This window comes from Flagellimonas sp. MMG031 (assembly GCF_040112705.1).
Classification (GTDB): Bacteria; Bacteroidota; Bacteroidia; order Flavobacteriales; family Flavobacteriaceae; genus Flagellimonas.
On sequence record NZ_CP157804.1, the window covers coordinates 778,487 to 798,228 of the forward strand.

Sequence of the window (19,742 nt, forward strand, 5' to 3'; positions counted from 1 at the left end):
ATTTCGAAATGCCAATAAAAAGATTACTCCGTTGGTAATGGTGGCGGCGTCTTGCCTCCCAAGAACGATTTCAATTCCTCAATCTCTTTCAAAGCGGTCCATGCGGACATTCCCTGTTTCCACACCAAACTATCGCGGTTGATGGTGCGAGAGGCAAACAAAGACTGCATCTGCTCAAAGGTAACGGGCCCATGCTGCACCCCATTGGAGGCATAGTAGTACATGGTGGGTGTTGGCATTGGAGGAGGAACAGCACCTCCCATGGGTTGTGCAACCTGTTGTGGAGCGGCTTGTGCGTTTCCGCCCATCATGCCTCCCATTTGTTGGGCCAGCACAAATCCCATACCCATGCCCATTCCGGCACCTGCAGTTCCACCTTCGTTTTGTGCAGCAGCTTCGATGGCCTTTGCCGTCTTGAATTTGGTCAGTTTGTCCAAGTCCAATTTATCGATACGGCTGTACTCGAAGATTTCCTTTTTGAGGTCTTCGGGCATGGAAACGTTCTCGATATAGAATTTTTCCAAGGAAATACCTACACTTTCGAACTCAGGCGACATCACCTCGCGACAAGTGTCCGAAAGCTCGGTGGTGTTTGCTGCATAAAGCTCGATGGGAAGATTGGCTTGGCCAACGGTATTGGTAAAACGGGTGGCTATCAAACTTTTGAGGTGCTCATTGATTTCAAAATTGGTAAAGTTGCTGTCTGTACCAACGATATCCTTGATAAATTTTCCAGCATCGGAAATTTTGAAGGCATAGGTGCCAAAGGCGCGTATTTCTACCAGACCAAAGCGATCATCGCTCAAGGTGATTGGGCTCTTTGTTCCCCACTTTTCATCGGTAAAAAGGTGGGTGTTCACAAAGTACACTTCGGCCTTGAAGGGAGAGTTAAATCCATACTTCCACCCTTTTAGGGTCGCTAAAATGGGCAGGTTCTGTGTGGTGAGGTCGTAGGTGCCGGGCCCGAACACATCGGCCAATTGACCTTCGTTAATGAAAACGGCTGTCTGTCCTTCACGAACAATGAGCTTCGCACCGTTTTTTATTTCGTTTTGATATCGCTCGAAGCGATGCGCAATGGTGTCGTCGGTGTAATCCAACCACTCGACAATATCAATAAACTCGTTACTGAGCTTCTCCTTGATTTTTCCAAAAATATCCATGGGTATAGTGTTTAGTTGTTATCTCTTTAAAACTATTAAAAATCGGGAAGATTTCCTTTAAGTTAGTATGAAAACAATCCAAAATGTTACGGAATTTGTAGAAAAACTAGGCTTGAGTTTTTTCGAGTGATTTTTCTTCTAGTTGAAATAAAAGATCTTCTTTTTTGGATATTTCTCTTATAGTAAAAATTGCCAGCAAAGAGAGCGGAACGTCAAATACGATACCTAGCATATCGGCTTGCGTACTGGCCATCAGTTCTTCAAGTGTTTCTGCATTTAAACCTGATTTGAAAATATAACGTCCCAAAATACCTCCGATTATCCAAGCTGCCCACCAAAACCCTATGAGAATGGAGCTTTTCGAAATAGGTTTTTGTGAATGTTTTTCAATAAGCCTGCAATTTTCATCATCGATTTCTTTCATAATTTGATATGGCCGAAATAGATTGATTATTGGAACGAACCAGCTGCCTGCGGCCCAACCTTCGTCATATGTTGTATTCCCTCTACTATTTAAGTTGTAGTATGCCCTTCGAAACCATCTAATAAATAGAATAACTGAGGTTACGTACAAAACAATAGTAATAATCCCTACGACTCCTTCCCTTAAATCATTATTGGTTAGCTCATGTTCAGATACATAAAAACCTTCTTGAACTTTTAACAAAAGGTCATATTGAAGATAGGAGGATAACAAAGAAAATAGACTGAAACCCAGTATTGCCCAAATAAGGTATTGCGCCCATAGCGCTCTATTGGTATTGGGCCTTATGGCCTCTTTTGGTTTTCTTATATAAGTGTTTGATACATCTTGTTCAAAGTCTTGACATTCTCCTTCAAAATCCGCTTCCTTGCCTGTAAGGTTACATAGAAGTCCTTTATTAAAGTCGAGATAGCGGTTTTTGCATTGTTTGCAAGAAACCAGTCGTTCAGATCTTGTCATAATCATTGGTTAGTGATTTATTGAAACGAGCTTTATGTTTCGGTTATTGCCTATCCAATCTTAAAGGGACATATCTCTTATTCGGATTCTTATCGGATAAATAAGAATTAATGTTTTGCAATGGAATGCAATAGCGTATTTATATGGATGAAGAACCATTGGTAATCAAAACCTTAGGACTATCAATAATGATAAAAGCTTGTCATTCATTTATAGAAAAGGCAACAATAATGCTACAAACTGCTCAACTTAAATTATTTTTAGGCCACTATGGATAAAAATGTACTTGGGTCATCATTGATTTCATGCTGTTTGGAACCCAAAACGGGTTATTATCGGGATGGATTTTGTAAAACGGGTATCGACGATACAGGAAAACACGTGGTGTGCGCCATTATGACGGATGAGTTTTTACAGTTCTCAAAAAGCAAAGGGAACGATTTGATAACACCCATGCCCTTTTATCAATTTCCAGGCTTGAAAGCTGGGGACAAATGGTGCCTCTGTGCCTCACGTTGGAAAGAGGCCTATTTGGAGGGAGTTGCGCCACCTGTGGTATTGGAAGCTACCCATGAGAAAGCGCTAAAATACGTTTCGTTCGAGTCGTTATTGGAGCATAAGGCGTAGGAGGAAGTCCTCTGGTATCCTAATTTTTATTCACCCGGTATGTGATGTTCCTGTTGGTGATTACAGTAGCTATTACCGAGAGGGAGACATCGGCTTCATCGCAAAGCACACTGTTGTCCACAAACTCCATGCTACAGAGTGAGGGTGTAGAGGACCCAGAGCCATCCATGCGTTCGCCGATAATAATATCTGTGGCCAAACTACTGTCCAAAGGAGAATTTGGAGGGGCTACGGCATATACTGTGGAACTTCCGTTGGCTGTGTAGGTTACTTCCCCGGTAGCTTCGTTATAAGCTACGGAATACGGATTGTTTCCGCTCAAAAAATTCCCAAAATCTTGGGTAAAGGTTTCCGTAAGACCGGTTACGGAGTTGACCACGTCAATTTCCAATCCCATCTCATTGGGCCTAAAGTGATAGATTCTAAAATTACCCGCGGTAACAATATCAGCTTGACTTTCTTGATCTTGATATTCGAAGGAGACTTCAAAACTGGTAAAATTAAAAATACCTGAAGTGTTGGGCACCACAATATCAAAACCTGTTGATCCACCTGAGCCGGTAGGAAAATGTATCCCACAACCTGTTTGTGCTGCATTTGGGTTGACAGAGGTGGCGTTGGGACCAATGGTAGCTGTGGTTATGGTCGGAGTATCAAAATCAAAGCGGGAAACTACTTCGCTTGGCGAACCATCGTCGCAAACCCGATAGGTAAAGCTATCTGTTCCAATAAAACCTGCATTTGGGGTGTAGTCAAAACTACCATCGCTGTTCAGGTTCAAAACACCGTTGGCTACGTCAGCCACGGGCGTAGTTTGCACACTCATGGTGGCATTTCCGTTGGCATCTGAGTCATTTTGAAGCAAACCGTTGGATGCTGCAACGTTCAAAGTGCTGTTAAGTCCTGCCGTGTAGCTATCATCCGCTGCAACAGGTGCCGCTTTTTGGGCATGAAGCATAGCTGGAGTTATAAGGAATACAGCTAAAAGGGCTACTATAAATGAAAACTGATTGAGGTTTATCCTTTCCATACATTTTCGAAACTAGTCCATGGAAAAGGAGATGTGAAATTAATGTTGTGACTGTTAAAAAAACAGAGGTGACAGTACACTTTTAAGGTATTAATCCTCCGGAAGCCCACTATTTTGTGGGGAAACGCTGTAAGAGAAGACTGTCAAAACCTTGTTGTTGTGGAAGTTAAAGTATCCCTTTTTAAACTCATGCGAAGGTTCTGTCGGGGCTTCCATCAAGTTTGGTTCCCATTCACTTCGCGACCCAATTTTCCAAGATAGCCCCGAAGGCCCGGTTATTGACCTTTTACAACGCTAACCGTCACTAACAACTGACCCACATGACGTTGGCTATGTTCGGCAGCATGGAAAAGCAATCCGATTAGCGTTGTGGGCAGCTTTTTGCGGCCCACAAAACGTTCGTCGGTCAGGGTGTTTTCTGGAATGGTCTTGAAATAGATCAAAGCTTCATTCACTTTGTCCTCCAATGCCGAAATCAATTGTTCGCTGGTAGGTGCTCCTTCGCCATTCCCTTCATTTTTCAGGAATTCGAACTGTTCCTTCGTCAAGGGCTCTTGTTTGGCATAAGTTAGTAATCGGTCCAGTACCCCGGTCATGTGCCTAAGGTGGAATCCTACCGAGGCCCTGCCATAGGCTTTTTCCCAAAGCTGCTCTTCCGGGAACTTGGCCAAATATTCCTTTACTTCCCGCACGGACTGTAGCAAGGCATGTGCTGCTGGCTGTAAGAGTGCAGGGACATGGGGTACGGAACCGCTTAACCAATATTCCAAGGTGGAGGACATAGCGATTATTTAAAAGTCCCGATAATCACCAGCCAAAAACTGATTGGCTTTTTCTTCCTTGAATTGCGCCGTTTCCGCATCCCAATGAAGCGTTTCTCCTGGGAAACGCCCTGCAATGGTTCCCAATAAAATGGTTTCCGTCAAACGGGCGGCATAATCAAAAGGTGCGGTTGTGGTATCCTTGCCCAAGCAGGCATCCACAAACTGGTGGTAGTGCTTTGGTCCTTCTGTGCCATAATTACGGATGGGTTCGCCCAAATTATGCTCCTCGGATACTTTGGCAATCTCCTTGGAAATGTCCACATATTTACCGCGCACTATCTTTTTGGGCAATTGCATAAAGTGGGGCAACAACAATCTGCCTTTGGTTCCCACAAACATGGCCCCTTGTTCTGGAAGTTCGTTTTCTCCTGCCACTCCGGCGTCCAAGGAGATACTGTTCCCGTCACTTTTTTGGGCAGCAGCGTTGTCTTTTTTCATTTCCATTCCGGGCAACATCAGGTCTTCGTGCATTTCTGGTGCACCGGGGCCATCGTACCAAATCCATTTTAAGGACTTTCCTGTGTACTTGGTGCCAGGGAATTCATAGGTGACCGTATTCTTTTCCGGGAAACCAAATCCGTTGGGAGGGCGGCATTCCGTCATAATGGTTCTGGGTACATCAAGCTCCAACGCATTGTAAGGCGTATCAAAAATATGGACTCCCATGTCGCCCAAGGTACCACAGCCGTAATCCATCAATTTTCTCCAGTTTCCTGGGTGGTACATGTCCTTTTTGTAAGGTCGTTTGGTGGAAGTGCCCAACCAAAGGTTCCAATCCAATTGCTCTGGAACCGGATCTTCGCCTTCGGGCAATGGTCCATCATACCCCCAATTTTTGGGCGACCATGCATGTACCGTATGAACTTTACCGATGATTCCGGACTGAATCAAAAGTGTGGCCAATTTATAATCGTAAAAGGAGTGCACCTGAATCCCCATTTGCGTCACCAAACCTTTCTCGGCGGCCACCCGTTTCATTTCCCTGGATTCGGAAACATAGTGGGTGAGCGGTTTTTGACAGTACACGGGCTTGTCCATGTTCATTGCCATCAATGAGGCAGGGGCGTGTGTATGGTCGGGCGTGGAAACGATGACCGCATCGATTTCATCTCCCATTTCTTCCAACATCACACGATAGTCAAAAAAGATACGTGCGCCCGGATGCATTTTGTGCGCAGCCGATAGGTTGAGGGCATCCACATCGCAAAGAGCGATAACTTCAACTGCTTCATGGGAGGATACGGCCTTGAGGTCCTCCATGCCCATATTTCCTACGCCAATATGTGCCGTTCTTAGTTTGTCTTTGGGGAATCCTGCCTTAAGAATGGAAGGCGCCAACATTATTCCCAGTGCTCCCACACTACTCTTTTTGATAAATTCTCTTTTGTTCATGGTCTGGAGGTTATTATAGTTTTCTAATTTTTATGTTTCTGAACCAAATTGGGCTCGCATGATCTTGTAGGGCAATGTAGCCCGTTTTGTATTTCCCATAATCGGGAGCGTTGTCCCATTTCCCTGAATTCTTTTTGGCTTTCCAGTCTTCGGACCAAGGCTCAAACTCCAATAGTTTTTTGCCGTTGAGCCAATGCTCTACTTTTTCTGGAGTGAACACAATTTTTGAGGAATTCCATTCCCCAATGGGGTTCAGTTGCTTTTGCGATTCGTCTGCCGTATGCATGGCGTAGTCCGCTCCAGTTTTTTGCCAATCTTGAAGGAGTTCGGGATGTTCGGCGCCAAACTGTGAGTTGTACCCGGTTAGATCGTGGATATCGGCATAATTCTCATCATCGATGATCTGATATTCAGGCGATACCTCCGGCGGGCCATCGTAGCCTTCCTTAACGTGATAAAAAATGCCACTGTTGGCTCCTTCGGGGATTTTCCATTCCAGATAAAGCTCAAAATTGTCAAACTCTTCTGCGCCGTAGATAATATCCTTGCCACCGGTATAATCCTGTTCAAGTCCCAATTCGGTATCGAACGTAAGTACGCTGTCCTTAATGGTCCATCCAGGCGGGAGGGAGTCCATGTTATAGCCCCGCCAGCCGTCCAAACTGGTGCCATCGAACAAATACACCCATTCGGGTTGTTCTGTGGTTGTTTCGGGAGGGGTTGATTGTTCTTTTTGTTTGGATTGGTCTTTGCAAGCGGCCAACGCCAAAAAGATGGCGGCAAGCCTCAAAAATTTAAGCATGGTTTAGGTTTTGATTTTTATATGCTGGGTTAAAGTACAAAATATTGGATAACTTTTTTGTTGCTTTTTATTACATTTAAGGCTGACTAACTCAACACTTTAAAAATGAAGATTTGCTTTTTCAAGATCGGTATGCTCTTGCTTACCGCAACACTGTTTATTTCACCGGTCCATTCCCAGCGTAGGAACAAAAAACAAAGTGGGCCACAATACCCCGAAGAACTTTATTCTAGTTTGGAATACCGATTGATCGGGCCTTTCCGTGGTGGACGTTCCGGAACCGTTGCTGGAGTGCCAGGAAAACCTAACCTATACTATTTTGGAGCCACAGGAGGTGGAGTTTGGAGAACTAAAGACGGTGGTGGCACCTGGGAGAATATCTCCGATGGTTACTTCGGAGGAAGTATTGGTGCCGTTGAAGTGGCCCAAAGCGACCCCAATGTCATTTATGTCGGTGGTGGAGAACAGACCGTTCGTGGTAATGTCTCCTCTGGTTACGGAGTCTGGAAGACAGTGGATGCCGGAAAAACATGGACATCGTTGGGATTGGATGAAAGCCGACATATTTCTAGAATGAGAATCCACCCAAAGGACCACAACATTGTTTACGCTGCGGTAATGGGCAATCTGTATAAACCCACTACCGAAAGAGGTGTTTACAAAAGCACGAATGGAGGCGAAACTTGGGAAAAAGTGCTGTATGCCAATGATATGGCGGGAGCCGTTGACCTTACCTTTGATCCGAACAACCCAAGGATTTTGTATGCTTCCACATGGAGGATACAACGCACACCTTACAACTTGAGCAGTGGTGGAGTAGGTTCCGCCCTTTGGAAGAGTACCGATAGCGGTGAAACATGGACGGAGATTTCCAAAAATAAGGGCTTCGCAACCGATACATTGGGTATCATTGGAGTGGCCGTAAGCCCAGTCAACAGCAATAGGGTGTGGGCCATGGTAGAAAACAAGGAAAAAGGAGGTCTCTACCGTTCCGATGATGCCGGAGCTACATGGACCTTGGTCAACAGTGATAGAAGTCTAAGGCAACGAGCGTGGTACTATACCCGTGTCTATGCCGACACCAATAATGAAGATGTAGTCTATGTACTCAACGTGAGCTATCATAAAAGTACGGATGGAGGAAAGACCTTCAAATCCAACAACGCACCTCACGGAGACCACCATGATCTTTGGATTGCACCTGAAGATTCCAACCGTATGATCATGGCCGATGATGGTGGTGCCCAAGTAAGTTTTGATGGCGGTGAAACGTGGAGTACCTATCACAATCAACCTACGGCACAGTTTTACCGGGTTACTACGGATGATGCGTTCCCATATCGAATTTATGTGGCGCAGCAGGACAACTCTACCATCAGAATCAATTACCGAAGTGATGATGGATCTATTGGAGAGGATGATTGGGAAGAAACAGCAGGAGGTGAATCCGCACATATTGCCGTGGACCCTGAAAACAACGATATTGTGTATGGCGGGAGCTACGGAGGCTTTTTGACCCGTGTGAACCATGCCAACAAAACGGTAAGAGCAGTAAATGTATGGCCCGACAACCCGATGGGACACGGTGCCGAAGGGATGAAGTACCGTTTTCAATGGAACTTCCCCATCATGTTCAGCAAGCACGACCCCAATAAACTGTACACCTTTTCCAACCATGTTCACATGACGACCAACGAAGGTCAAAGCTGGGAACTGTTGAGTGGTGATTTAACCCGAAACGACCCTACCAAACTGGTTTCCAGTGGTGGACCCATCACTCAAGATAATACCAGTGTGGAATACTACTGTACCATTTTTGCCGCCAATGAAAGCCCATTGAAGGAAGGTCTGCTTTGGGTAGGTAGTGATGATGGACTTATCCATGTGACCAAAGATGGCGGACAAACCTGGGAAAATGTAACACCTCCAAATATGCCCGAGTGGAACATGATCAATAGCATTGAGCCTTCTGCATTTGATGAAGGAACCTGCTATGTGGCCGCTACGAGGTATAAGTTGGGCGATTTTGCCCCATATCTCTACAAGACCACCGATTACGGAAAAACATGGACCAAAATCACCGATGGGATTGAAGATGAACACTTCACAAGGGTGGTTCGGGAAGATCCAAAACGAAAAGGGCTGCTCTATGCGGGTACGGAGACCGGAATGTATATCTCGTTCAACGATGGAGCCCAATGGGAGAAGTTCCAATTGAATTTGCCCATTGTACCCATTACCGATTTGACCATCAAGGATGACAACCTGATCGTAGCGACACAAGGTAGAAGTATCTGGGTTATTGATGATCTTACGGTATTACATCAATTGGACAATGCCAAAAAATCTGCTGATGCGATTTTGTACAAACCAAGGGACAGCTACCGAACCAAAGGCAGGGCGTCAAGAAGGCCATCAAAAACAGAAGGTGAGAACTTGCCCAATGGGGTTATTACGCATTTTTACCTGAAAGATGTTTCCGAAAAGGACAGCATTGCGTTGACCTATACCAAAATGAACGGAGATACCTTGGCCACCTACAGTACCTACGCCAAGGAAAAGGACAAAAAACTGGAAGCCAAGAAAGGCGGAAACACCTATGTTTGGGATACGCGAGGCAAGGGAGCCGAACGATTGGATGGCATGATCTTGTGGTGGGCCAACCTAAGCGGTCCAAAAGCGGTTCCAGGAACTTACAAGGTGCATTTGAACGTAAATGGAGAAACACAAAGCGAAAACTTTACCATTTTACCAGACCCAAGGGCCGAAGTTACCGTTGCCGATATGCAAAAACAATACGATTTTATCACCGAGGTGAACGAGACTGTGGACAAGGCCCATCAATCCATAAAGAAGATTAGGGCAATCAACGGAAAGTTGGATGAATTCATCAAAAAATATAAGGATGAAGAAGCCACAAAAGCATTGGTGGAGAAAGCCAAAAGCTTGAAGGAAGAGTTTGGCTCCGTAGAAAAGGCACTCTATCAGACCCAAAACAGAAGTAATCAAGATCCTTTGAACTTCCCCATCAGGTTGACCAATAAATTGGCGCACTTGAACAGTTTGGTCTCTCTAGACGATTTCCCACCGACCGAACAGGATATTGCTGTCAAAAATGAAATGACACAAAAGATCAACGAGCAATTGAGGACATTCGATAATTTGATGGATAAAGAAATTGCTACCTTCAATGAAGAGTTCAACCAACTCAAATTGGATTATTTGAGCATAGAAGAATAAATAAACGAGCCCCTATGTTTTTGCATAGGGGCTTTTACATTACAGACATTCCAATACCAACCAACACTATGAAAAAAGGACTGCTTTTTTTGTTGAGTGCCATTTTTGGCACCCTGGCATTCGCACAGACGACCAACGACTATTTTGAACCCATGATTTTCCGGAACATTGGCCCATTTAGGGGAGGACGTTCCGTGACCGCTAGCGGTGTAATTGGCGACCCGCTCACTTACTATATGGGAACCACGGGTGGTGGACTTTGGAAAACCACCAATGCGGGCGGACAATGGGAAAACATATCGGATGGTTTCTTTGAAATGGGCTCCGTAGGGGCGGTTTCCGTATCGCCTTCCAATCCCAATATTCTCTATTGTGGTATGGGTGAGCATGCTCCAAGGGGAGTAATGACCTCCTACGGGGATGGTGTCTACCGATCCAATGATGCAGGAAAAACATGGATAAAACTGGGACTTGAAAAAACACAGCATATCTCGCGAATCATTATCCACCCCACCAACCCAGATGTGGTGTACGTGGCTGCCCAAGGTGCTTTATTTGCGCCAAACCCTGAAAGAGGGGTGTACCGTTCCATGGATGGTGGAAAAAATTGGGAAAAGATACTGTTTGTGGATGAAGGCACCGGAGCAGTGGAACTCTCTATGGATGCCAACAATCCCTTAGTGCTCTATGCCGCGATGTGGGAGCATCAGCGTAAACCCAATAAAGTAATCAGTGGAGGACCAGGAAGCGGATTGTACAAATCTACCGATGGCGGAGACACTTGGGAAGAAATGACCAAAGGGCTGCCTGAAGAAAAAGGGAAAATGGCCGTTGCTGTGAGCCCTTCCAATTCTGAAAAAGTATACGCCTTGATCGAAAGTGATTCAGATTTAGATAAAGGAGGTCTCTTCGTCTCCAACAATGGGGGCGATAGTTGGCAGATGATCAGTGGGGACAACCGATTGGTACAGCGTGCCTGGTATTATATCGAAGTGTTTGTAGACCCTAATGATGAAGATACCGTGTATGTGTTGAGTGCCTCTATGTTCCGTTCCGAAGATGGTGGAAAAACCTGGGAGACCATTTCCGTGCCCCATGGTGATACCCATGACCTGTGGATTAACCCGAACAACTCGAAAAATATGGTTTTGGCAGATGATGGTGGAGCTACCATTACCTTCGATTATGGTGAAAACTGGACCCTGCAGGATAATATGCCCACGGCACAGTTTTATCGTATCAGCACGGATAATTTGTTCCCATACAATATTTATGGAGGTCAACAGGACAACACCTCGGTAAAGATCGCCAGTCTTTCCGTAGGTCGATGGAGCATCAATCAAGAAGATTGGCATTATTCCGCTGGGGGAGAGAGTGCCTTTTTGGGCTTCGACCCCGAAAATCCACGCTATGTGATGGGAGGCAGTTATCTGGGTACCATTGAACTGTTGGATATGGAATCCAAAATGTCCAGCAATGTCATGGCAGCGCCAATACAATATTTGGGACGTGATGCACGTGACATGAAATACCTATACAATTGGAATGCACCCATTATTTGGTCCAAACACGAACCCGGAACTTTTTACCATGCGGCACAGTTGGTCCTCAGAACAAGGGACAATGGTGTGACCTGGGAGGAAGTATCACCAGACCTAACACGGGACCAAGATGGACTGCAAGGAAAGGGCGGAGGCCCATACACCAATGAAGCCGTAGGTGCTGAAAACTACGGGACCATTTCTTATCTCTTGGAATCACCACACGAAGCTGGGGTGTTGATTACTGGGAGTGATGATGGATTGGTGCATATTACCAAAAATGGCGGTGAATCTTGGGAAGAGATAACCCCAAAGGGGTTAAAGGAGAGTTTGGTAAACGCCATTGAAGTTTCACCACACGACCCAGCGACTATCTATATCGCAACTACCCGATACAAATTCAACGATTATACTCCTGCCCTCTACAAAAGCAACGACTACGGAAAAAGTTGGACCAATATTAGTGAGGGCATTCCCTACGGAGCTTTTACACGAGTGGTCCGTGAGGATGAACAGCAGAAAGGATTGTTGTATGCCGGAACTGAAAAAGGACTGTATGTATCTTGGAATGACGGCAAAAAATGGGAGCCGCTGCAATTGAATTTGCCCAAAACGCCGATTACGGATTTAAAGGTGCACAAGGGCGATTTGATTGTGGCTACTTCTGGGAGGAGCTTCTGGATTTTGGACAATATCACAACCTTGGCCCAATACAAAGGAAATAGCGGTGAATTGAAATTGTATCAGCCGGAAGAAGCCATCCACGGTTATTGGGGAAGCCCATTGAGCAGAAATTCTTCCAATCTGTCCGGAACCAATCCATTTGAAGGGGTCAACCCGGCCAATGGGATGGTCATCTATTACCATCTTCCGGAAAAAATGGATTCCACCGAAGTCACTATGGAAATCAAAAATGCACAGGGTAAAGTGGTACGGACCTTTACCTCCAAGAAGGATGAGGATTATATCCCCCATAACGGAGGAGGAGCGCCCCCTGCACCTACCTTGGGGACATCCAAAGGATTGAACCGATTTGTATGGGACCTTAAAACCCCTATAATGCCAGGTGTACCAGGTGTATACATTGAAGCGGATTTCACAGGGCACAAAGTGCCACCTGGAGCGTATACCATCCAATTAAGTGCAGGAGGAAATACCGTTACCACCAAAGGGATGATTGTGCCTACGCCCAATACCCATGTTTCGGAAGAGCGCTTTGCCGAGTACGATGCTATTATGACGGATTTTGAGTCTAAACTCATCGACATGCACAATAAGGTAAACACCTTGAAAAGCGTTCAAAATCAATTGACAAAATTACTAAAGGACTTGAAAGAGGAGGAACTCAAAAAAGAAGGACAGTCATTGCTCGACAAACTCAAGGTGTGGGACGAGGAAATGGTGCAGCGCAAATCGCAAGCCTATGACGATGTGGAGAATTTCCCCAACAAGTTTACGGCCGAGTATCTTTTTGTGATGAACCACAGCAATAGTTCGTTGCCACAGATCAATCAGCCATCCGTGGACCGAAAGAAGGAACTGGATGCCCAATGGGTGGGATTAAAACAACGTGCGGAGACCTTAATGAAAACGGAAATCCCTAATTTTAACACCAAACTCTGGGATAAGGGCATTGGAGCCATCCGGATGTAACTCATAAAAACGTAGCAATTGCTGTACCCATACATCAAATCGTTGCACCTCATATTTGTGGTCACCTGGTTCGCAGGTCTTTTCTATATACCGCGACTCTTTATTTACCATATCGAAGCATGGCAGAAACCATCACCCGATAAGGAAATCCTGAGCGACCAGCTCAAATTGATGACCAAACGATTATGGTATATCATTACATGGCCGTCGGCTGTGCTCTGCACGCTCACGGCCATTATTTTGCTTATTTTGATGCCGGGCTGGTTACAGCAACCCTGGATGCACGTTAAACTCGCATTTGTGCTGCTACTTTTTGTGTATCACGGGAAATGCCATCAGATTTTCAAGCAATTACAGCGGGATGAGGTCAAGTATACCTCAAAATTTATGCGTCTGTGGAACGAGGTTGCCACGATTATCCTTTTTGCGGTTGTCTTTTTAGTGGTGCTCAAAAGTGCTTTCAATTGGATCTATGGAATTGTAGGCATGTTTGCATTGATTATCCTTTTGATGCTGGGCATTCGTTGGTACAAAAAAGTGCGGGACAGAAATCCCAATGCTTGAAAACAAAAAGATTGAGCTTTCTTTCGTCTTGTTTTTGTGATTGAATCCCAATCCCGAAGCTGTATTGTTTGGCTCGATAATTGCTTAAATTTAACCATCAAATCAAGCGAGCTTGCTACGAAAACTATCCTTACGGTCGCGCATCTTTATTTCCATGATTACCTTGGTGGTATTGGCATCTGTGCTGATTGCCGGGGTAACGGTGTACCAATACAAGGAGCAGGGAAACGATTACCACAGGGAACGCTTGGAGCGTAAGGAAGAGCAGTTGATGAAGAGCATTGAATTTACGCTCAAGGAAACCACCTATCCGGTAGTCACCGAGAATCTTCACCTCATCTTTAGCGAAGAAATCTATGAGATTGCCAACATCCAAAATGTCAATTTCAACCTTTATGATCTAGAAGGAAACCTCATTAAAAGCTCTAGGCCCACTTTCGAATCCAACGCCATCGCCACCTGTTTGGATGCTGAAATACTTAATTTTCTGAGAGAAGGAGGGGAAAGCCGTTTTGTGGAAGAAAAAAGGGCGGCTGGCGATAACTATCAAGCAACATACCGCTACATCTACGACCTGAAGTTTAAGCCCATCGGTATTTTGAACCTTCCCTATTTTGAGGACAATACCTTCAACAATATGGAACTTAAGGAGTTCCTTTTCCGATTGGGTATGGTTTATCTGTTAATGTTGGTCATAGCCATTATTCTGTCCTATTTCATTTCAAAATATATCACAAGGTCGTTACAAACAATTTCCGACAAGATCAACCGGACCAATCTCACCCATCAAAACGAGAAAATCTATTTGGAAAGCCCAGGGGAGGAAATCGCAAAGCTGGTGGACTCCTACAACCGGATGATTGATGAGTTGGAGGAAAGCGCGGTAAAATTGGCCCGTAGCGAACGTGAACAGGCCTGGCGAGAGATGGCGAAGCAGGTAGCCCATGAAATCAAAAATCCGTTGACTCCCCTGCGATTGACCGTACAGAGTTTTGAACGGAAATTCGACCCAAATGACCCTGATATTCAAAAAAAAGTAAAGGAATTTTCGAAAACCTTAATCCAGCAAATCGATACCATGAGCAATATTGCCACGGCCTTTTCGAGTTTTGCCGATATGCCCGCCCAGCAAAATGAGACCCTGAACGTGGTAAAAGTGGTAAAGCTGGCCTTGGAAATCTTTAATGAGGATTACATTCATTTTATAGCGGATGAGGAAGAGGTGGTCGCCAAATTGGATCGCACACAACTGATACGGGTGATCACCAATTTGGTCAAAAATGCCATTCAGGCCATTCCCGAAGTGGAATCGCCACGGATTTTGGTAACCGTAGCATCGGTCGGGGATAGGGTAAAAATATCGGTTGCCGACAATGGTCTGGGCATTTCCGATGAGTACAAGCATCGTATTTTTGAGCCAAAGTTCACCACAAAATCCAGTGGTACAGGCCTAGGATTGGGTATGGTAAAGAACATTGTGGAAAACTATGGCGGAACCATTAACTTTACATCTAAAGTTGGAAAAGGGACCGTGTTTACCATCGATTTTCCAAAGGAACAGAAAAAATAATGGCGGTTCAGCGTTGTGCCGCCCCAAACAGCAATCTTTATGGATTACGAAAACATCTACATTGAAGAAGAAAACCATTTGGCCACTATTACCATCGATAGGCCCAAGAAACTCAATGCGCTCAACAAACGAACCATAGAAGAGCTGCACGTGGCCTTTAAGGAGTTGGATGAGGATTCCGAAACCAAGGTCATTATAATTACAGGAAGCGGGGACAAGGCCTTTGTGGCCGGTGCCGATATTTCCGAATTCGCGGATTTTTCGGTGAAGGAAGGCCGGCAATTGGCCGCTGCAGGTCAACGGCAACTGTTCGATTTTGTTGAGAATCTCTCGACACCCGTTATCGCAGCCATCAATGGATTTGCTCTGGGCGGAGGATTGGAACTGGCCATGGCCTGCCATTTTAGGGTCGCCAGCAGCAATGCCCGAATGGGATTGCCCGAAGTTTCCTTGGGCGTGATTCCCGGATACGGCGGCACCCAACGCTTGCCGCAGCTTGTAGGTAAGGGGCGTGCGATGGAAATGATCATGACGGCAGGCATGATCGATTCCGATAAGGCCTTTGGATATGGACTGGTGAACCACGTGGTCTCCAGCGAAGAACTACTTCCTTTTTGTAAAAAGATAGCGAGCAGGATATCGAATAATTCATCCGTCGCCATAAAACACGCAATAAAAGCGGTAAATGCTGGTTTTAAGTATGACGCTGATGGCTATTCGGTGGAAATTGATGCTTTTGGCACTTGCTTTGGAACCGATGACTTTAAGGAAGGCACTTCGGCCTTCCTCGAGAAAAGAAAAGCTGATTTCCCTGGATCATGACCATTGGCCTAACGCAGCCAGATCATGAAAAACAACCTATTAGTACTTTGCTTACTGGTGTTCGGCAGTGTGTTGCTGAATGCACAAAAGATGCCCGTTTCCTATGATTTTGGGGAAAAATATCACGACCGCTACCGATATTCGAACCTAGTTGCCATCAATGAGGACGACTCGGGCGGTTATGTGTTGGTACGTGCCTATTACCAAGGATTGATCTTGAAGCCCAAGGGCTACCTGATCGAAAAGTACAACAGCAATCTAGAGTTGGTATCGGAATACAACTATAAGTTGAAAGGGCTCGATTTTGTGGATGGCTTCCTCAAAAATGGTCAGCTGCACCTGTTGTTTCTCAATTACAACCTTGACCGGGGCGAATATGAATACTGGGTGCACAGTAGTCCTGTTATCGATTTTAACTTCAAGGAAAAAAAGTTGCTTTCCATCGCTTCGGAAGAGGTGAACGATCCCGTTGGCAAAAACTATTACAACCGCGACTTTTCCAGGGGCTTTACCACAGCTGTCTTGTTTGATGAAAACAAAAGAGGTTTTGTGATCAGCACGCATCATAAAAAGGGAAAGGACAACAAACATATGATCCATATGTTCGATACTGCACTCAATAAAAAGTTTGAATATGATTTCTCCGACCAAATCGAGGAAAAGAACTATGCTTTCGAGAACGTTGCTTTTTCTGCTGACCTTCAAACGGCCTATATTGTAGGGAAGGCTTACTATAAAAAGCGAAGGTTTAGTGTGGACGAACGGAAATTTCAGTACGAGCTTATTAAGGTGTCACAATCCGGGAACACAACCCAATCCTTCGTGGATCCCGGTAAATATCCTGAGGCATTATATCCCGTTTTCATCCAAAACAAACTGGTCTGTACAGGGTTTTATGCCGATCGTAAGGACAACCGTTACAATGGCATCGCCTATTTTGATGTGGACCCGAACACTTTGAATATCCGTACCCAAAAGTACAACCCCTTCTCACAACAGTTTATGGACGATAAGTTTGGGCGCGAAGAGGACAAGGATATCAAAAACCTGGTTTTTAAAGGGGTGGAAACCACTGAAGAAAATGAAATATTCTTCAACGCCGAGGAATATTTCGTCACCACCGGATTGGAAACCACTGGAGCGGGTCAACGCATCAGGATTGAACGGTACCATCACAACGATATCGTCAGCGTAAAACTGGATGCCAATGGCAGCATGGAATGGGCGCGCAACATCAACAAGACCGAAGTAACCCAGGGCGATGGCGCCTATGCCTCCTACAGCTCCTATTGCAAGGATGGCAACACTTACTTTTTTATTTGCACCGCTGCCGAAAATCCGCAATTGATCAACAATGAACGTTTGATTTTTAAGCAAGGATTTAGCCGAAACCGAAATGTGTTCATGATTTCGTTGGACGAAAATGGGGTGATGGATTATGAAAAAATCATCGACCAACAGGAAGCCCGATTGCCGTTAATGGTCTCCATGCCATTAAAAGATGAATCCGACGACAAAATGCTGTTCTACGCCAAGCGCGGAAGTCGAAAGCAATTGGTGAAAGTGAGTTTTCAGTAATCCGACAGGCCGTTAAGTCTATTTTTTTTGGGTTCTGAAGCCTATACTTTGGAATTCGCATGGGTCACTCTCTCAGGACCATCCTTCATAGCTACATTCTTCAATTCTAAGGATAGGAAGTCCATCTTTGTTGCTGATTTCCACTGAAAACGATTTAAAATCATCGAAAAAGGCAAACCCTCTACCATGTAGTGTGTTCCCTACAATCTCTTTTTAGGCTAAAATTTCGTAGGAATAATCCTATTCCAATTTTCACAGATCAACCCAAAAGGGGCATCCGTCAGATCAGAAGGGCCATCCGTCAATTAGCCTAAAATGCTACCTATTTCCTCACCTAACTTTGGCGGAGTATTAACCCTAATTTATAAAATTAACAATCATGAAAAGTTTAAAATTAGTATGTATGGCCATGTTGTGCATGGCAGTAAGTTTAGTCTCCTGTTCGGGGGAAGACGGTGAAACAGGGCCACAAGGACCCCAAGGCCCACAAGGTGAACAAGGTATACAAGGTCAACAAGGAGCAGATAGCCCAACTGTAGATTTTTATTTCCAAAATGGATTTAAAGGATATGAAGGAACATCTGATGCGAATATTGTTTCTACCGGAACAGGACTGAATGAGGATTTTGTTCAGTTATTTTATTCATTTAACGGACTTGCAACAGGGGAAAGAAGAGCACTTTTTCGTTTCGATGGAATTGGAGATGCCATTACCTCTCAATTAGTTGGGGAGGGTCAAACCTGTTCTGATGCTTTTTATGTGAGTAAGGCTACATTATATGTTTACATAGATTCTTACCTAAACGCAACCTTTGACAATTTATACATGAAGGTTGGTTTTTATGGAGCTGACGACCCCATCTTCGTTGAGGAAGAAGTGAATTGGTCCATGGCAAATGTCAATGATGATTGGGCGGATATTGGAGCAGAGAGCGCAATGTGGGCAGGACCAATAGGTTCCGATGACTATCCACTTTTGTTGCCGAAAGGTTCTGGGTCTGCCTATGGCTGGTTCCCTATTATATTGCCTAGAAGCGTTGTGGAAAACTGGATTTGTAATCCAGATAGTAATAAAGGAATTCGTTTAAGGCTTGACCCTAATTCTGATGAAAATGGTCAGGGAGATTTACGTATTGTGGCAAAAGAAAATACTTTAGAAGACCTAAGACCACTCTTAATTGTTGAAACTGAGAACATAAACAGCGAAGCCTCTAAAAGTAGTGGATCAAGTACTAAAGAGTTGAATTGGGCGAACCTTTCTTATGAAGAAAAAATGGCACCCTTGTTCAGGTATTTGGAAAGCAAAGAGGAATAATTTTAGTTGTGGGATTTTGTATCTTATAAAAGGTAGAAATCCTAAAATGTATTTTTCTTGTCTAGAATAATATTTCCCATTCGGGGCACTTAACCTAAGCAGAGAGGCCGGGCATTCGCTCGGCTTTTTTATTTTAAGTCAGGAGTCCGAAGTCCTAAGTCGGAGGTCTGAAGTCAACAGTTAAGATGTCATTTCGAGCTGTCACCCTGAGCGTTGGTCATTGAGCAAAGTCGAAATGAGTCGAGGGGGAAGTTGAAAAATCTATCGGAAGTCCGAAGCCGGAAGCAAATATTTGTTTGTCAGTTCGAGTGTTTTTTGGTGAGTTTTTGAAAAAAGGAGCCAAAAAAAGTATCGAGAACCAAGTTTAGTGAGGAACCAAGAGCCAGGAATCAAGACTCAAGAGCGAAAAGACAATATAAAATAGACTTGGTTTGATGGGAAATAGGCAATGGGCAGTTGACACTAATTTCACGAATTGGCACGAATAGGGTTCTTTGTCATTTCGAACTGTCACCCCGAGCGGTGGTCATTGAGCGAAGTCGAAATGAGTCGAAGGGGCAGTCGAGAAATCTTTGTGGGGGTCATGAGCAAAGAATCAAGACTCAGGAGAGAAAAAACCATAAAAAATAGACTTGATTTGGTGGGAAATAGGCAATGGGCAGTTGACACTAATTTCAC

14 protein-coding genes are annotated in these 19,742 nt (G+C 44.7%); 8 read left to right on the plus strand and 6 right to left on the minus strand.

All coding sequences use genetic code 11. The features are described from left to right. Positions 1-23 precede the first annotated feature (23 nt). Both ABNE31_RS03460 and ABNE31_RS03465 read right to left on the minus strand, forming a co-directional pair. Complete coding sequence (locus ABNE31_RS03460) at positions 24-1,163, minus strand: SPFH domain-containing protein (protein WP_349352382.1); 1,140 nt, start codon at positions 1,161-1,163, stop codon at positions 24-26. A 106-nt stretch (positions 1,164-1,269) separates the two neighbouring features. After that, entirely contained in the window at positions 1,270-2,106 is an 837-nt protein-coding gene (locus ABNE31_RS03465) for a DUF4328 domain-containing protein (protein ID WP_349352383.1), read from the minus strand. Positions 2,107-2,376: 270 nt separating this feature from the next. On the opposite strand from ABNE31_RS03465, the gene ABNE31_RS03470 reads away from it, so the two are divergent. Continuing rightward, positions 2,377-2,733: a DUF2237 domain-containing protein gene (locus ABNE31_RS03470; RefSeq protein WP_349352384.1), complete on the plus strand. Its 357-nt coding sequence runs from the start codon at positions 2,377-2,379 to the stop codon at positions 2,731-2,733. Between the two features lie 19 nt (positions 2,734-2,752). On the opposite strand, the gene ABNE31_RS03475 is transcribed toward ABNE31_RS03470, so the two are convergent. The 4 genes from ABNE31_RS03475 to ABNE31_RS03490 form a co-directional block, all read right to left on the minus strand. Continuing rightward, positions 2,753-3,763 carry an Ig-like domain-containing protein gene (locus ABNE31_RS03475; protein ID WP_349352385.1) on the minus strand — a complete coding sequence of 337 codons (1,011 nt, stop codon included), beginning with the start codon at positions 3,761-3,763 and terminating at the stop codon, positions 2,753-2,755. 275 nt (positions 3,764-4,038) lie between these two features. Further along, positions 4,039-4,545, minus strand: a complete 507-nt coding sequence (locus tag ABNE31_RS03480) for a DinB family protein (RefSeq protein WP_349352386.1) — start codon at positions 4,543-4,545, stop codon at positions 4,039-4,041. A 9-nt stretch (positions 4,546-4,554) separates the two neighbouring features. Then, a complete protein-coding gene (locus ABNE31_RS03485) occupies positions 4,555-5,979 on the minus strand; it encodes a Gfo/Idh/MocA family oxidoreductase (protein ID WP_349352387.1) in 1,425 nt (474 codons plus the stop codon). Positions 5,980-5,992: 13 nt separating this feature from the next. After that, the gene (locus ABNE31_RS03490; protein ID WP_306012789.1) at positions 5,993-6,781 is read right to left on the minus strand and encodes a DUF1080 domain-containing protein; all 789 of its coding nucleotides are present in this window, start codon (positions 6,779-6,781) and stop codon (positions 5,993-5,995) included. A 105-nt stretch (positions 6,782-6,886) separates the two neighbouring features. Here ABNE31_RS03490 and ABNE31_RS03495 point away from each other — a divergent pair, with 105 nt between their 5' ends. The 7 genes from ABNE31_RS03495 to ABNE31_RS03525 all read left to right on the plus strand — a co-directional run bounded on the left by ABNE31_RS03495 (position 6,887) and on the right by ABNE31_RS03525 (position 19,064). After that, the gene (locus tag ABNE31_RS03495) at positions 6,887-10,021 is read left to right on the plus strand and encodes a glycosyl hydrolase (protein WP_349352388.1); all 3,135 of its coding nucleotides are present in this window, start codon (positions 6,887-6,889) and stop codon (positions 10,019-10,021) included. Positions 10,022-10,089: 68 nt separating this feature from the next. Further along, complete coding sequence (locus tag ABNE31_RS03500) at positions 10,090-13,215, plus strand: glycosyl hydrolase (protein WP_349352389.1); 3,126 nt, start codon at positions 10,090-10,092, stop codon at positions 13,213-13,215. An 18-nt stretch (positions 13,216-13,233) separates the two neighbouring features. After that, complete coding sequence (locus ABNE31_RS03505; RefSeq protein ID WP_349352390.1) at positions 13,234-13,779, plus strand: CopD family protein; 546 nt, start codon at positions 13,234-13,236, stop codon at positions 13,777-13,779. A 154-nt stretch (positions 13,780-13,933) separates the two neighbouring features. Then, the gene (locus ABNE31_RS03510) at positions 13,934-15,349 is read left to right on the plus strand and encodes an ATP-binding protein (RefSeq protein ID WP_179383752.1); all 1,416 of its coding nucleotides are present in this window, start codon (positions 13,934-13,936) and stop codon (positions 15,347-15,349) included. 39 nt (positions 15,350-15,388) lie between these two features. After that, on the plus strand, positions 15,389-16,171 hold the full coding sequence (locus ABNE31_RS03515) for an enoyl-CoA hydratase-related protein (RefSeq protein WP_349352391.1): 783 nt from the start codon (positions 15,389-15,391) through the stop codon (positions 16,169-16,171). A gap of 24 nt (positions 16,172-16,195) precedes the next feature. After that, entirely contained in the window at positions 16,196-17,749 is a 1,554-nt protein-coding gene (locus ABNE31_RS03520) for a hypothetical protein (RefSeq protein WP_349352392.1), read from the plus strand. Between the two features lie 379 nt (positions 17,750-18,128). Continuing rightward, positions 18,129-19,064, plus strand: a complete 936-nt coding sequence (locus ABNE31_RS03525) for a hypothetical protein (RefSeq protein ID WP_349352393.1) — start codon at positions 18,129-18,131, stop codon at positions 19,062-19,064. Positions 19,065-19,742: the final 678 nt, after the last annotated feature.